This is a genomic window from Aureimonas populi (genome assembly GCF_017815515.1).
GTDB classification, from domain to species: domain Bacteria; phylum Pseudomonadota; class Alphaproteobacteria; order Rhizobiales; family Rhizobiaceae; genus Aureimonas; species Aureimonas populi.
Genome location: NZ_CP072611.1, coordinates 2743254 through 2757452 on the forward strand (window position 1 = coordinate 2743254; position 14199 = coordinate 2757452).

Below are 14199 nucleotides of genomic sequence, written 5' to 3' on the forward strand. Positions count from 1 at the left end.
GGCGACGATCATTCCTCGTAGGCGGGTGTCGAGACAAGGCGCCGCGAAACGGGTCGGAAGCCCATCTTGCGGTAGAGTGGCAGCGCGGCCGGGTGGTCGAGCGTATTGGTCTCCACCGTCAGGGCACTCGGCTGCTCTTCGAACCCGGCGATGATGGCATGGGCGAGAAGGTGCCGCGCAAGGCCGAGGCCGCGATATTCGGGCATGATCGCGAAGTGGACGAGCCTCGTCTCCTTGGGAGCGCGCCCGGCGTCCAGCTCGAACCAGCCGGCCGGCCCGCCGTCGCAATAGAGAACCTGAAGCCTCGTATTGGGGCCGTGGATCTCCCGCGCCAGAGCATCGTCCGGCAGGTTGCGCGAGGTCCAGTGGTGGGCGCGCCCGACGGTATAGAGGTAGCGATAATAGCCCAGAGGAATCTGGCGGACCTTGAGAACGTCGAGGCTGCGCGGGATGTCGGGCCGCGGGGGCGGGTCCTTCGGCAGCGAGTGGAGGACGAGCTGCGTGACCTCGGTCTGAAGAAGCTTCATGGTGTCAATGCCGCCCCGGCCCGGTTTCGACCGGAGTGTCGGACGCCGAGCCCCATTCGGTCCAGGAGCCATCGTAGAGACGCGTGTCCGTGCGCCCGGTGGAAGCCAGAGCGAAGGTCAGGACAGCGGCCGTGACGCCGGACCCGCAACTCGTGACCACGGGCTTGTCGGGGTCGACCCCGGCCTTTGCGAACGCGGCCTCGATCTCATGAGGCGATTTCAGTCGCCCCTCGCTTTGAAGCTCCGCGATGGGCAGCGAGAAGGCGCCCGGCATATGGCCGGCACGCACGCCCTCGCGCGGCTCCGGCGCCTCGCCACGGAAACGCTCAGCCGAGCGGGCGTCCACCACCTGCGTGTCCGTTCCGCCCACGAGCGAGCGCATCTGCTCGAACGTCGCCACCGCGCTTTCGTTCAGGCGGGCCTCGAAATGCGCCGGCCTGGGGGAGGGGATGTCCGTTTCCAGCGTAAGGCCGGCGGCGTTCCACGCCGGCAGGCCGCCATCGAGCACCCGGACGTCCTTGGCCCCGAAGGTGCGGAAGAGCCACCAGACCCGCGGCGCGGAGAAGAGGCCCATTCCATCGTAGACGACGATCGTGTCGGTATCGCTCACACCGAGCGCGCCTACCGCGCGCCCGAATTCCTTTGCCGACGGCAAGGTGTGGGGCAGGGGGGAGGCTCGATCCACGATCTCGTCCTGATCGAAGAAGACGGCCCCGGGAATATGCCCGGCCTCGTACTCCGCGCGCGCGAAACGCTTCTGCGCGGGCAGGTACCAGGAGGCGTCTACCACCGAAAGACCGGGCCGGCCGAGATGGCCTTCGAGATCCCGCGCGGTGATGAGAAAGGGATTTGCGCTCAACGCTTTGAAGACCTCGTGCGATTCTGGTTCCAGCGAGACTAGAGGCCCGCCACGGCGAACGAAAGGCAAGGAGGAGCGCATGGCCGCTCCATCGCCAGATGCACGGCCGGCGCCATCATCTCAAGCTGCCTCGTAGGGAATGTCGATCTGCGTCGGCCGCCCGATCCAGTCGGGTGCGGGCAGGCCTTTCTCCTTCAGGAAGGCCGGGTTGAAGAGCTTGGACTGGTAGCGGTTGCCGTAGTCGCACAGCACCGTCACGATGGTATGCCCCGGGCCCATTTCCTTCGCCATGCGGATCGCGCCGGCGATGTTGATGCCCGATGATCCGCCGAGGCACAGGCCTTCCTCGCGCACAAGGTTGAAGATGACGGGCAGGGCCTCCTCGTCGCCGATCTGATAGGCGAAGTCGGGCGTGAAGCCCTCCAGATTCGCGGTGATGCGGCCCTGGCCGATGCCCTCGGTGATCGAGTCGCCCGAGGAGGACAGCTCCCCGCTTGTATAGTAGCTGAAAAGCGCCGCGCCCCTCGGGTCGGCGAGGCCGATCTTGATGCGGCCCGAGCGGCGCTTCAGGCCCGTTGCGGTGCCGGCCAGCGTGCCGCCGGTGCCCACCGCGCAGATGAACCCGTCCACGTCGCCGCCGGTCTGGTGCCAGATTTCCTCGGCCGTGGTCACGACATGCCCTTCGCGGTTGGCGACATTGTCGAACTGGTTGGCCCAGATCGCGCCGTGCGGATGCGTCAGGGCGATCTGTCTGGCGAGGCGGCCGGAGAGCTTCACGTAGTTGTTCGGGTTGCGGTAGGGCACCGCAGGAACCTCGACGAGATCGGCGCCCATCAGCCGCAGCGCATCCTTCTTCTCCTCGGACTGCGTTTCGGGGATGACGATGACGGTCTTGTACCCCAGCGCATTGGCAACCAGCGCCAGGCCGATGCCCGTGTTGCCGGCCGTTCCCTCAACGATGATTCCGCCGGGCTCCAGAAGCCCCTTCTCCTGCGCGTCGCGAATGATGAACAGCCCGGCGCGGTCCTTGACCGACTGGCCGGGATTCATGAACTCGGCCTTGCCGTAGATCTCGCACCCCGTTTCCTCCGAAGCGCGGTTGAGACGGATGAGTGGCGTGTTGCCGATCGCGTCGATGACGGAGTTGTATCTGGCCATGGGTCTTTCGAGCTCGTCGCGTCACGTGTCGGGCGACCCTATGGCCGCGTACCGGCCAAACGCAAGGACGAGCAGCAGGCAAACGCGACAGCGGCGCCAGCGCCAGCCCCGAGGGGCCGCCCAGAAGTGCGACAGCGCTATTTACTCCACAGGTGGGTTCTGAACATAAACGGCCGGTCCCTTTTCGCAATCGACCCCGCCCGCCCCGCATGGGACGGACGCTGGCTTTCGGGATACGCCCCATGGAATACCTGACCGGTGCGCTTCGCGACCCGCATGTGCGAGGCACGGCCTATCGATTGACCCTCGCCGCGATGATCGCGATGGCGATCGCGACGGCGCTGGAGCTGCAGAACCCTTGGTGGGCCGCCATGGCCACGTGGATGATCGGGCAGCCACCGCGCGGATTGCTGCTGGAAAGAAGCGCGGCGCAACTGGCTGGAACGCTTCTGGGCGCCGTGGCCGGGCTTGCGATCGCACAGGCGGGAAGCCTTCATTTCGAACTGGCGGGGCTCGCCCTGTGGCTGGCGTTCTGCTGCGGCCTGTCAAGCGCCATGCGGCATCAGCGCGCCTACGGCGCGGCCTTGGCGGGCTTGACCGCCAGCGTGATCGTGACCTTGACGGCCGGGACCGGGATCGACCCTTCGGCCTTCGCGCTTGCCCGGCTGGGAGACACGGTGATCGGCATCGGCGCGTCTCTCTCGGTCGGCTTCCTGCTGCAGCCGCGTATGCGGGCCGAGCGCCTTCGGGCGCGCTCGGATCGTGTCCTTGCCGACGGTCTGCGCCTGATCGCGCTGGCACTGAGGCAGCGGCAGGCGGAACTGGTGGCGCGGGAGGCCGGTTTCCTCTCGGCGCTCGCCGCGATCTCGGCTGGGGCGGAGGATGCCGCCGCCGGATCGCTAACGGCCCGCCGAGGGCTGCGGCCGCTCAACGCCCTGTTCGCGGGGCTGCTCGATCTGGTCGTGGTGGCCCGGATGATCCGCAAGGCATCGGAAGGCGATGCGGAGCACGCGCGAGCAGATCTCGCCGGGTTACAGGACGAACTGGAACGGGCAGCGAAGCGGCTGGAAGAAGCCGAGGCCTTCGACCCGCTGCCCATCGTGGCCACGGCGGAGCGGATCGCGGCCGCCCATGCGCGCCTTGCCCCGATGCTCGGCGCCTTCGCAGCCGAGCTTCATGAGGTTTCGCAAAGCCGGCAGGCGCTTTCAGAATCGTCCACCCGCGGCTCCACTGCGCGCCTTCATCCACGCCCGGACATGGCCGGGCTGGGCCGGGCCATGTTGCGCGGCTTCCTCATCATCGCTTTGTCGGGCGGCGTCTGGATCGCGACCGGTTGGGAGGCCGGGCGCTTCATAGTGCTCGGCGCCTCGATCTTCACCGTGCTCTTCGCCACGTTGGATGAGCCTCTGCCCCTCGTGCGCCAGGGCTTGATCGGAGGGGCGCTGGCCGCGATGGCGGCGGTTGCCTGGCGCCTGGGTGTCGTGCCGGTCGTTGAGGTTCCCTGGGTTTCGCTCTTGCTGGCCCTGCCGCTCTTCTTCGTTGCATCCGCCCTGCAGGCGAGCCGGACGACGATCTTTGCTGGACTGACCTTCAACATGTTTTTCGCGGTGTTGAGCCGGCCGGTGGACATGTTGCTATCCTCGCCGCAGGCCGTGGTCTTCGGCGCTGCCATGCTGATCGCCGGCGTCGCCATCAGCGATGCTTTCTACCGCTGGCTGGTGCCTATGGACGCCGGCCGTCGTCGCCGTCATCTCGAGGCCGCGATCAGACGGGAGATCGCCTTCATCAGCCGGCGCGCCGGAACGCCCTGGGCCGAGCGCCATCTGGCGCGGCTGCGCCATATCGTGCTGGAAATGGTGCTGCGCGCGCGGGCGGACACTGGAACGGTCGGCGATGCGGTCGCCGCCCTGTCGCTCGGCCATATCTCCCTGCGCCTGGGACAGATCATCCGGGAAGAAGGGGCCTCGGCCACCAGCAGGGCGCTGGCCGAGAATTGCCTTCGCACACTGGCTGGCCCGATCGAGGACCCGGTTGCGCGCGGCCGCAACATCATGGCAGCAAGCACCGAACCGGCAACCGAAAGGGTGGACCGCGTCGCGAACCTCGCTCATCTCATGGCTGGCGAGTTGATCGACCATGCGAGGATCTTCAGCTCGCACGGCCCCGCGCGACCGGCATAGGTCCGCCGCACGCGATTCAGCCCGAAGTCTGCTCGGCGGCCGACTGGCGAATTGATCCGGCTCGACTGTGACCAAAAATGCGACCGATTCGGCCGCAGTCGCCAAGAAAACACGTGCGACCACAGGCCGCCGGTAATGGGCAGGAAGAAGAATGGCTCCCCGGGCCGGATTCGAACCAGCGACCGATCGATTAACAGTCGAGTGCTCTACCACTGAGCTACCGGGGAACGCCTTGGCCACCATCAGCGACCAGCGACGGTGCCTATAGCAAGACGCCTCTGCATTGCCAAGCGGGGGCCGGTCGAAAATGAAACTTTCCGCTCCGACGCATTTCCGCGCGTTTATTCGCTTTCCCTATCCCATATGAGGAACTCATCTCCATGAAACGCGCTGCCCGTCTCGAAGAGGCTGCGACTTGAGGAAGCGATGCAGGACAATACGCGCGACCGGAAGAGCTTCATGCGCTTGAAAGGCAACGCGATCGAGGTGTTCGGGCGCAGGGTGAAGCTACCTGCCTCCCGGCTTGCGCGAGTCGGGCTCGGCATCGCGTTCGTCCTGGGCGGGATCTTCAGCTTCCTGCCGGTGCTTGGTGTCTGGATGCTCCCGCTCGGGCTCCTGATCCTGTCGATCGATTTCGTCCTCGTGCGTCGCTGGCGCCGTCGGTTCTCCGTCAAATGGGGGCGGCGAGGGCGCGTGAAGGAGGGGCTGCGGGAGGCGGCCTCGCAGCAGGCTCAGAATGTGCCGGAGCCCGAGCGAGAACGCGTTCGCGCGCCGCACTCCTGAGGCGGGCTCAGTCTCCCTGCGGGGAGCGAGAGCCTAAAGGTGGACCGTCGGAAAGCCCGGACTTCGCGCGCAACGCCCTTGCAATCCGCACCAGCGGTTCGGTGCCGGAGCGATCATGCCCGGCAAGCTCCCGGTCTATGTCGATGTCCTGTGCCAGGGCGAAGGGATGCGAGTCGTCGGTCAGGCTCGCGCTGTCGATCCGACGCGGAACGCGGCCACCATTGCGCACGATCATGCTGATGGCGATCTGCTCCGACATCGGCTTGCTCACGGTCGACAAGATACGCGCATACCAGATTTCCCTCTGCGCGAAGGTGAGCCCTGTCAGCCCATGGCGTGCAACGATCCTGATGATCCTCGCTTCCTCGGATCGCCTCTCGAAGACGCCGGAATCGGCATATTCCAGAAGGAACGACCTGAAATCACTGTCGACATGCGTATTTCGGCTCGTCACGAGCGGTATCCCGAATTCCAATTGCGGGGGTGAGATAGCCATCGAAGATGGCAATGCAATGCGCATTTTTGCTTCCGTCTGACGGCTGGCTCTACGAGGCCGCCAGCTTGCGAACGGGTAGGTGGTCGGTCACGGGATCACCCCAGGTCCGCCATGCTGGATGTCGTCCCGCGCCATATCCAGGCACCGCGAACTCGACATCGCTTTACAACCCCTCCGGCGGATGGTGATGATCCCGCGATATTGCGGAGATCGGTCCGCCACGCTTCGGATCGTGAAGCCATGCATGAGTTCTACCGCAAGGTTCGAGGGGCCTTCTCGACGCCGGGCCTGCTCCTCGGAACGCTGTTTTTCGCCGCATCCCTTACACCCAGCCTTCTGCCACGCACCTATCTGATGCAGGGCGTCCTCGGCGGCGCTTCGTTCGCCACTGGTTATGGAATCGGGGTCGCGGCGCGCTGGCTCTGGGCCTATCTGGAGATCCCGCTCCCTTCAGCGCGGGCCGATCGCATCATGAAGCTGACGGCAGGCGTCATCTGTGTCGTGACCGTCGCCGTTTTCGCATGGAGGGCGGCCGAATGGCAGAATTCGGTTCGCTCGCTGATGGGACTGGATGCGGTGGAAACCGCCTATCCTTTGATGGTGACAACGATCGCCGCCGCCGTCTTCGCCTTGCTGACAGCGCTCGTCAGCCTGTTCCGTCGCGTGCACCGTTTCTTGTCCTGGCGGCTGAATCGGCATGTACCAAGGCGGATTTCGAAGGTGGTGGGGCTGGCGCTGACGGCGATCCTGTTCTGGTCGGTCATCAACGGCGTCTTCTTCGAGACGCTGCTGCGGGTGGCGGACAGCTCCTTCCAGGAACTGGACCAGCGCATCGACCCGCAGATGCAGCAGCCGGCGGATGCGATGAAGACCGGCAGCGCTTCGTCTCTGATTGACTGGGAGCTATTGGGCCTGAGGGGCCGCGAATTCGTGACCTCCGGTCCGACGGCCGAGGAGATTGGGCGCTTCTTCGGCAGTCCGGCCCTCGAGCCCCTGCGGGTCTATGTAGGCTTGAACTCGCGTGAAAATGCCGAGGAGCGGGCAGCCCTCGCGCTGGAGGAGATGCTGCGCGTCGGCGCCTTCGATCGCTCGATCCTGGTGGTTGTGGTTCCCACGGGGACCGGCTGGATAGATCCGGCCGCCCTCGATACGCTGGAATATCTGCACCGAGGCGATGTCGCCTCCGTAGCCCTGCAATATTCCTACCTGACGAGCTGGCTCTCGCTTCTTGTAGAACCGGGTTATGGGGGCGAGGCGGGGAGGGCGCTTTTCAGCAAGGTCTACGCCCATTGGACCACGCTGCCGGCTGAAACGAGGCCACGGCTCTATCTCCACGGCCTGAGTCTCGGCGCGATGAACTCGGAGCTTTCCTCGGACCTTTACGACGTGATCGCCGATCCATTCCACGGCGCCCTGTGGAGCGGTCCGCCTTTCTCCAGCCAGCGCTGGCGACAGTTCACGGCCGAGCGGCAGCCGGACTCTCCAGCCTGGCTGCCAAGGTTCAGGGATGGCTCGATCGTTCGTTTCGCCAACCAGACGAGCGGCTTGAGCGACGACGGCACCGTCTGGGGGCCGATGCGGATCGGCTATCTGCAATATGCCAGCGATCCAGTCACCTTTTTCGATCCCCATTCGCTCTATCGCGAACCGGCCTGGATGCGCGCGCCGCGCGGCCCGGATGTCTCCGCCTCACTGACCTGGTTTCCCGTTGTCACGATGCTGCAGCTTGCGCTCGACATGGCCGTGGCCACGACGACCCCCATCGGATACGGGCACGTCTATGCGCCGGAGCACTATATCGACGCATGGGTCGCCATCACCCAACCGCCTACGCTGGACACCTCGACCCTGGCCCGTCTCAAGGAGTTTCTTGCGGATCGCTTCTGAGAGGGGCATGTCTCCGTGGGGGGCGACAGGCCCGATCATCCTCGAGAGCGGGCAGGTACTTGACTGAGCCGCCCCATCATCGGCTTCGACAGGAGGGAGGAGTCTGGCAACGCAGCCGAGGCGCTTTCCGGCCCGTGCGATTCTCATGGAAACGCATCCCGTTCGGCCTCTTGGGAATCAAATGGCGTGTGCTGCGTGCGTCTCGCGCTTTTACACCGCAACTGAGAACGAACGAAACCCGTTTCGAGGTGCGCAGGCGCATGTCGCCCAATCACCCCACGGCTTCGCCTTACAGGGGGCGGATCGATTCCAACCTTCGACATTTTCTGGATAGCGAATCGTCAAGCGGCATTCTTCTGGTGGCCATCGCATTGTTGGCGATCGTCACCGCGACCCGCCTTCGCCGACGAGTACCTTTTGGCTCCTCATGCCGAGACCGATCCGCCAACGGGGTCGCCGAGACCATCGCAGATACGTGCGTTAAGGCAGCGAAGGTACCCTCTTGAGGACGCTTGTGGCGGCTGAAGGATCGAAATCGGCGGGAATCGGCGTTCCCGGTTTTATACCGAAGTGGCGGAGCGGCTGACTCAGGCACCCAACTCTCTCCCGTGCCAAGTCGAATGACACGGGAGCGTCGCGAAATCCTGCGCGTCACTGGCGGACGGTAAAATCCGCCGCATCAGGCGGTGCTTCGCTGTCGTCGGTTTCATCATCGACCGTCAGCCGACGGACCGCCGCCAGTAGCTCCTCGATCGCCTGCTCTGCGGCCACGAGCTTCACAGCCACCATCAGTTCCTCGCGCCCGGCCATTGCGAGGAACACCCCCAGCACCTCGTCGGAGTGTCGCGCCAGAGCGACCAGATGCTCTCCGCTCGGTCCGTATCTGCCGGCGAACCAGTTCTTCACCGTCTTCTCGTTGGCGCCGGTCCATGAGGCAACGATCTTCGCCCCCGCCCGGCTGTCTCCGAGTGATCGCTTCAGGGTCGATGCGATCTCAGCGGCGAACCAGTTGTTCGGCTCGTGCCGACCATTCCCAGTATACCCATTATCTTTCGGAAAGAACTTGCCCTTTTTCGGAAACGACATTCCAGACTCCCTCGCGTTACATGGACACGGGGATTCAGCCGCAGCTCCGCGCGGACTGGACGAATTTGCTTGGAATGACGAGGAGATGCGTGCTTGGGCGGTCGTTGGACGACCAATTCGGATAGGAGCGACGGGCCGCCCGAGATGGATGTGCCTGCGGTCGCCTATGTCCGGATGTCGACCGACCATCAGAAATACTCGACCGAGAACCAGCTCGACGTCATCCGCAAGTATGCCTCGGCCCGCGGTCTTCAGATCCTGCGCGTCTTCGAGGATTCCGGTCGGAGCGGGCTACGCCTCGACGGTCGCGAGGCGATCCAGAACTTGATGGCAGAGGTCGAATCCGGGCAAGCCGACTTCAAGGCGATCCTCGTCTATGACGTCAGCCGCTGGGGCCGGTTTCAGGATGCCGACGAAGGCGCCTACCATGAGCATGTCTGCTCGCGCGCCGGCATTCGCGTCCATTACTGCGGCGAGCAATTCGAGAATGATGGCAGCATCGGCTCGAACCTGCTGAAGACCGTCAAGCGGGTCATGGCGGGCGAATACAGCCGCGAACTCTCGGTGAAGGTCTTCGCTGGCCAGTGCCGCCTCGTCGAACTCGGTTTTCGCCAGGGCGGAGCGCCCGGATACGGATTGCGCCGGGTGCTGATCGACGAGCACGGCAATCCCAAGGGCGAACTGTTGCGCGGCGAGCAGAAGAGCCTTCAGACCGACAGGGTCATTCTCGTCCCCGGTCCCGAGGACGAACAGGACGTCGTCCGGCGCATTTATCGCATGTTCGTCGAAGAGGGCCGATCCGAGCGGGAGATCGCGGACGTCCTGAACGCCGAAGGACTGCGTACCGATCTCGAACGGCCGTGGACGCGGGCGACGGTCCATCAGGTGCTGACCAACGAGAAATACATCGGCAACAACGTCTTCAACAAGATTTCCTTCAAGCTGAAGCAGCGCCGGGTGGTGAACCCGCGCGAGATGTGGATCCGCGCCGAGGGCGCCTATCCGGCCATCGTCGATGAGGCACTGTTCCTGCGCGCTCGGGAAATCGTCGATGCGCGCAGCCGCCATCTTTCCGACCAGGACCTGCTGGACGCACTCCGGGCGCTGCTTGCCAGCAAGGGCTTCCTTTCCGGGCTGGTCATCGACGAGCACGAGGACACGCCGTCATCGAGCGCGTTTCGGTCCCGGTTCGGCAGCCTGCTCCGCGCCTATGAGATGGTCGGCTATCAGCCCGACCGGGACTACCGATACATCGAGATCAACCGCAAGCTCCGCGAGGCATATCCGCAGATCGTCGCGGGTGTCATCGCCGGGATCGAGAACGCCGGTGGCAGCGCCGTTCAGGACCCCCGGACCGAGCTTCTGACCGTCAATGGCGAATTCACGGTATCGGTCGTGCTGTCGCGATGCTTCGAGACCGCGGCAGGCTCGTTGCGCTGGCGCATCCGCCTCGACACGGGACTCTTGCCGGACATCACCATCGCCATACGCATGGACGAGCTGAACGCGGCGCCACGCGACTATTACGTCCTCCCGAGCATCGACATGACCGCGGATCGGCTTCGGCTCGCCGAGCAGAACGGCCTGTCTCTCGATGCCTATCGCTTCGACACGCTCGATTTCTTCTTCTCAATGGCCGGCAGGGCCAGATTCTCGGAGGTGGCCTGATGCCCGAAGACATCCCGACCGACGACCACAAGCATGTGACCCTCATCCCGACCGACAGGATCCGTATCCTCAATCCGCGTGTGCGCAACCGGCGAACGTTCGAGGAAATGGTCGAGAGCATCGCGCGGATCGGCCTCAAGCGCCCGATCACCGTGACCCGGCGCTCGGACACGGAGCCTGCGGAATACGACCTCGTCTGCGGCCAGGGGCGGCTCGAAGCCTTCATCGAACTGAAGCAGGACGCCATCCCCGCCATCGTGATCGATGCCGACGAGAGCGATTGCCTCGTCATGAGCCTCGTCGAGAATTGCGCCAGGCGCCAGCATCGCGCGATCGATCTGATGCAGGAAATCGGCACCCTCCGTAAGCGCGGCTACAACGACCGCGAAATCGCCGACAAGATCGGGGTCAGCCCCGAATACGTCAACATGATCGCCGGCCTGCTGGAGCGAGGCGAGCAGCGGCTCGTCTCTGCGGTCGAGACCGGCCTCATGCCGCTGAACCTCGCGATCGAAATCTCCAGAGCGGACGACGAAGGTGCCCAGCGCGCGCTCATGGATGCCTATACGGAGAAGAAGCTGCGCGGGAAGAAGTTCGCGGCCGTGCGGCGCCTGCTCGAACGACGCCAGCGCCATGGGCGGCGCGTCGATGAAACGCCCTTCGGCCGCAAGGTGAACCGCTCCGGGCGTCCCCTGACCAGCGATGCGCTCGTGCGGGCCTATCGTCAGGAAGCTGATCGCCAGAAGCTGATGATCAAGAAGGCGGAGCTGACCCAAGGCCGGCTTCTGTTTGTCACGGAGGCGTTCCGCTCGCTGCGGAGCGACGAGAACTTCCTGACGCTGCTGCGTGCCGAAAGCCTCGAGGTGATGCCCACCTATCTGGAGGAACACGCGAGGACGGATCCATGACACGGAAAGATCGCCGCCTTTCCGATGTCGTCGCCCATGCCTTTGAAGACGACTGCGTGACCTTGGCCGTAGATGCCCTTCTCCCCGTGAGGGTGCTCCGGACGGCTACGAAATCCAGCAAGAAATACCAGCAGATCACCGCCTCGATCCGAGAGGTCGGCCTCGTAGAGCCGCCCGTGGTGGCCCGCGATCCTGCCAATCCGGGCACCTTCTTGCTGCTGGATGGCCATGTTCGCATCGAGGTGCTGAAGGATCTCGGCATCGAACGGGTCGAGTGCCTGGTCTCCACCGACGATGAAGCCTTCACCTACAACAAGCGGATCAGCCGCTTGTCGCCGGTTCAGGAGCACAAGATGATCCGGCGCGCCATCGAGCGCGGCGTTCCGGAAGAAAAGATCGCCAAGGCGCTGGACATCAATCCTCAGAGCGTACGTCGCAAGGTTCGCATGCTGAACGGGATCTGCGACGAGACGGTCGCCATCCTCAAGGACAAGCCCTGTCCGATGGCCGTGTTCGAGATCCTCCGGAAATTGAAGCCGCTGCGCCAGCTCGAGGCCGCCGAACTGCTGGTCAACGCCAACAATTACTCGGTCGCCTATGCCTCGGCGATCCTGGCCGGCACCCCGCAGACGCAGCTCGCGGAAGGCTCAAAACCCAAGCGCATCAAGGGCATCACGCCCGAAGCCATGGCCCGGATGGAGAGCGAGCTGGCCCGTCTACAGGAGTCGATCACCTCCATTCAGGAGACCTACGGTCAAGACCACCTGCATCTGACCGTCGTCAAGGGCTACCTGGCGAAGTTGCTCGGGAACGCCCGCGTGGTTCGCTACCTCATGCAGCATCGTCCCGAATTCCTGCCCGAGTTCCAGGCGATCGCCGAGATGACATCCACGCTGCCGCCGGAGGCAGCCTGACAGGATCGCGACGACCGATGGGGACCCGGACCCGATAAGCGCGGGGACCGCGGGAGACGCCGCACTGTGGGGCGGATCGAGCGTGGTGGTGGGGATGGCGGCGAACCCGCTCGGAGCCCACCAGGCCGGCTCGAGTTTTCGCCGGCCGCGTGGCTGGCGTGGTGCCGGTCATGACGCGGGATGGGCGTGCCGGTCGAGCGTCGATGGACTTCCCGGCACGCCCAAGCGCCTGCTCATGAATGGTGCCATCGCGATCATCTCCGCCCAGGCGCGGTCAAATACCACCAAATCGGACGAAACCCGCCTTGAACCCGTTTACTCCTGCTGAGTCGGATGAGATAGTGAGAACTTGGAGAAGGCTGACCTCTCGAGGGCCGTATCATGTCCGACCGCTGGGTTTCTGTAGAAGAAATTGCTGAACATCTCGGCGTCAGCAAAGACACGATCTACGGATGGATAAGTAAGAGAGAGATGCCTGCTCATAAGGTCGGGCGACTTTGGAAGTTCAAAACTGGCGAAGTCGATGACTGGGTAAGGAACGGAAAAGCATCGGACGATTACAGAGAAGCAGAAACATCGGGGCCTGCTTCACAGAGGGAGAAGCATGCGGAAAGAGGGAAAGCGGATGGCTGATATTGCGTGCGTCGACCTTTTCTGCGGGGCCGGCGGCCTTACGCATGGGTTGATTTCTGAAGGCATCAAGGTCGTTGCGGGCATAGACGTCGATGAGGCATGCCGTCACCCCTTTGAAGCCAATAACGCGGCGAAATTCATCAATGAGGATGTGGGGCGTCTGACTCCCAAGCGTCTCGACGAGTTGTTCGGTGATGCTGAATTCCGCGTGCTCGCCGGGTGCGCGCCCTGCCAGCCATTCTCGACCTATGCCCAGCGTTACGATGTCGTTGGTAGCCCCCGTTGGGGTTTGCTCTACCAGTTCGGCCGCCTGATCAAAGCGACGCACCCCGACTTGGTCACGATGGAGAATGTCCCGTCCGTGGCCAAGCATGCGGTCTTCGACGACTTCGTCGAAACGCTGCAGAAGATGGGGTACCACGTCAAGCAAGGGGTGGTCGATTGCTCTCTGTACGGGCTACCGCAAAGCCGGAGACGCATGGTGCTCTTGGCCTCCCGGCTCGGTCCCATTGAATTGGTCGCGCCGACACATGATCGCCCAGTCACCGTTCGCTCGGCGATCGGACGACTTGCGATAATCGATCAGGGTGGTGCCCATCCAAAGGACCGGCTGCATGCGGCATCCAAGCTCTCCGATCTGAACCTCGAAAGAATCCGTGCCTCTCGTCCAGGTGGCACTTGGCGAGACTGGCCGGACCATCTCGTCGCCGCCTGCCATCGCCGTGAAACGGGCCATACCTATCCGGGGGTCTACGGACGAATGGTATGGGACGAACCGGCGCCAACCCTGACCACACAATTCTACGGCTTCGGGAACGGCCGGTTCGGACACCCCGAACAAGATCGAGCCATCTCGTTGCGTGAAGGGGCGATCCTTCAGGGATTTCCCAAGTCCTATTCCTTCATTCCGAAAGGGGCTCCCGTTCATTTCAAGGCGTTGGGTCGCATGATCGGGAACGCGGTACCGGTCACTCTCGGCGAAGTGATAGGCAAGAGTATCGCGACCCATCTCGGGATCGAAGCCGAGAGGACGAAAAGAAAAAAGAAGGGAGCCGTCGCGGATGTCGCGCGTAAGTCCCTCGTCGCATGAAGCCAGCCGT

General features: G+C 64.0%; 13 protein-coding genes and 1 tRNA gene. 8 read left to right on the forward strand and 6 right to left on the reverse strand.

The window, feature by feature from the left end:
- Positions 1-8: 8 nt before the first annotated feature.
- From J7654_RS12915 to J7654_RS12925, 3 genes are all read right to left on the reverse strand, one after another.
- Positions 9-527, reverse strand: a complete 519-nt coding sequence (locus J7654_RS12915) for a GNAT family N-acetyltransferase (protein ID WP_209736309.1) — start codon at positions 525-527, stop codon at positions 9-11.
- A 4-nt stretch (positions 528-531) separates the two neighbouring features.
- The gene (gene sseA / locus J7654_RS12920; protein ID WP_245195491.1) at positions 532-1386 is read right to left on the reverse strand and encodes a 3-mercaptopyruvate sulfurtransferase; all 855 of its coding nucleotides are present in this window, start codon (positions 1384-1386) and stop codon (positions 532-534) included.
- Between the two features lie 120 nt (positions 1387-1506).
- Positions 1507-2544 carry a cysteine synthase A gene (locus J7654_RS12925; protein WP_209736311.1) on the reverse strand — a complete coding sequence of 346 codons (1038 nt, stop codon included), beginning with the start codon at positions 2542-2544 and terminating at the stop codon, positions 1507-1509.
- Between the two features lie 242 nt (positions 2545-2786).
- Here J7654_RS12925 and J7654_RS12930 point away from each other — a divergent pair, with 242 nt between their 5' ends.
- On the forward strand, positions 2787-4724 hold the full coding sequence (locus J7654_RS12930) for an FUSC family protein (protein ID WP_209736312.1): 1938 nt from the start codon (positions 2787-2789) through the stop codon (positions 4722-4724).
- A gap of 152 nt (positions 4725-4876) precedes the next feature.
- On the opposite strand, the gene J7654_RS12935 is transcribed toward J7654_RS12930, so the two are convergent.
- A tRNA-Asn gene (locus J7654_RS12935) sits at positions 4877-4951 on the reverse strand.
- Positions 4952-5150: 199 nt separating this feature from the next.
- Between J7654_RS12935 and J7654_RS12940 the strand changes: the two genes are divergently transcribed.
- A complete protein-coding gene (locus tag J7654_RS12940; RefSeq protein WP_342451364.1) occupies positions 5151-5507 on the forward strand; it encodes a hypothetical protein in 357 nt (118 codons plus the stop codon).
- A 7-nt stretch (positions 5508-5514) separates the two neighbouring features.
- On the opposite strand, the gene J7654_RS12945 is transcribed toward J7654_RS12940, so the two are convergent.
- Positions 5515-6027, reverse strand: a complete 513-nt coding sequence (locus tag J7654_RS12945; RefSeq protein WP_209736313.1) for a hypothetical protein — start codon at positions 6025-6027, stop codon at positions 5515-5517.
- 216 nt (positions 6028-6243) lie between these two features.
- Here J7654_RS12945 and J7654_RS12950 point away from each other — a divergent pair, with 216 nt between their 5' ends.
- Positions 6244-7890 carry an alpha/beta hydrolase gene (locus J7654_RS12950; RefSeq protein ID WP_209740533.1) on the forward strand — a complete coding sequence of 549 codons (1647 nt, stop codon included), beginning with the start codon at positions 6244-6246 and terminating at the stop codon, positions 7888-7890.
- Between the two features lie 651 nt (positions 7891-8541).
- Here J7654_RS12950 and J7654_RS12955 read toward each other — a convergent pair.
- On the reverse strand, positions 8542-8976 hold the full coding sequence (locus tag J7654_RS12955) for a hypothetical protein (protein WP_209736314.1): 435 nt from the start codon (positions 8974-8976) through the stop codon (positions 8542-8544).
- A gap of 144 nt (positions 8977-9120) precedes the next feature.
- On the opposite strand from J7654_RS12955, the gene J7654_RS12960 reads away from it, so the two are divergent.
- The 5 genes from J7654_RS12960 to J7654_RS12980 all read left to right on the forward strand — a co-directional run bounded on the left by J7654_RS12960 (position 9121) and on the right by J7654_RS12980 (position 14189).
- Positions 9121-10644 (forward strand): recombinase family protein, encoded by a 1524-nt coding sequence (locus J7654_RS12960; RefSeq protein WP_209736315.1) that lies wholly within the window; start codon positions 9121-9123, stop codon positions 10642-10644.
- The gene (locus tag J7654_RS12965; protein WP_209736316.1) at positions 10644-11552 is read left to right on the forward strand and encodes a plasmid partitioning protein RepB C-terminal domain-containing protein; all 909 of its coding nucleotides are present in this window, start codon (positions 10644-10646) and stop codon (positions 11550-11552) included. Before J7654_RS12960 ends, J7654_RS12965 begins: the two co-directional genes overlap by 1 nt.
- Entirely contained in the window at positions 11549-12466 is a 918-nt protein-coding gene (locus J7654_RS12970; RefSeq protein WP_209736317.1) for a plasmid partitioning protein RepB C-terminal domain-containing protein, read from the forward strand. The genes J7654_RS12965 and J7654_RS12970 overlap by 4 nt, the downstream gene beginning before the upstream one ends.
- Before the next feature lie 381 nt (positions 12467-12847).
- The gene (locus J7654_RS12975) at positions 12848-13099 is read left to right on the forward strand and encodes a helix-turn-helix domain-containing protein (protein WP_209736318.1); all 252 of its coding nucleotides are present in this window, start codon (positions 12848-12850) and stop codon (positions 13097-13099) included.
- Positions 13092-14189, forward strand: coding sequence for a DNA cytosine methyltransferase (locus J7654_RS12980; protein ID WP_245195492.1), 1098 nt, complete (start codon positions 13092-13094; stop codon positions 14187-14189). The genes J7654_RS12975 and J7654_RS12980 overlap by 8 nt, the downstream gene beginning before the upstream one ends.
- Positions 14190-14199 lie beyond the last annotated feature (10 nt).

What these genes read in the sequence shown, in the direction of transcription:
- J7654_RS12960 (WP_209736315.1), top strand. Translation starts at nt 9,121, where the DNA reads ATGGATGTGCCTGCGGTCGCCTATGTCCGGATGTCGACCGACCATCAG.
- J7654_RS12970 (WP_209736317.1), top strand. Translation starts at nt 11,549, where the DNA reads ATGACACGGAAAGATCGCCGCCTTTCCGATGTCGTCGCCCATGCCTTT.
- J7654_RS12940 (WP_342451364.1), top strand. Translation starts at nt 5,151, where the DNA reads ATGCAGGACAATACGCGCGACCGGAAGAGCTTCATGCGCTTGAAAGGC.
- J7654_RS12975 (WP_209736318.1), top strand. Translation starts at nt 12,848, where the DNA reads ATGTCCGACCGCTGGGTTTCTGTAGAAGAAATTGCTGAACATCTCGGC.
- J7654_RS12965 (WP_209736316.1), top strand. Translation starts at nt 10,644, where the DNA reads ATGCCCGAAGACATCCCGACCGACGACCACAAGCATGTGACCCTCATC.
- J7654_RS12925 (WP_209736311.1), bottom strand. Translation starts at nt 2,544, where the DNA reads ATGGCCAGATACAACTCCGTCATCGACGCGATCGGCAACACGCCACTC.
- J7654_RS12930 (WP_209736312.1), top strand. Translation starts at nt 2,787, where the DNA reads ATGGAATACCTGACCGGTGCGCTTCGCGACCCGCATGTGCGAGGCACG.
- J7654_RS12980 (WP_245195492.1), top strand. Translation starts at nt 13,092, where the DNA reads ATGGCTGATATTGCGTGCGTCGACCTTTTCTGCGGGGCCGGCGGCCTT.
- J7654_RS12915 (WP_209736309.1), bottom strand. Translation starts at nt 527, where the DNA reads ATGAAGCTTCTTCAGACCGAGGTCACGCAGCTCGTCCTCCACTCGCTG.
- J7654_RS12950 (WP_209740533.1), top strand. Translation starts at nt 6,244, where the DNA reads ATGCATGAGTTCTACCGCAAGGTTCGAGGGGCCTTCTCGACGCCGGGC.
- J7654_RS12945 (WP_209736313.1), bottom strand. Translation starts at nt 6,027, where the DNA reads ATGCGCATTGCATTGCCATCTTCGATGGCTATCTCACCCCCGCAATTG.
- J7654_RS12955 (WP_209736314.1), bottom strand. Translation starts at nt 8,976, where the DNA reads ATGTCGTTTCCGAAAAAGGGCAAGTTCTTTCCGAAAGATAATGGGTAT.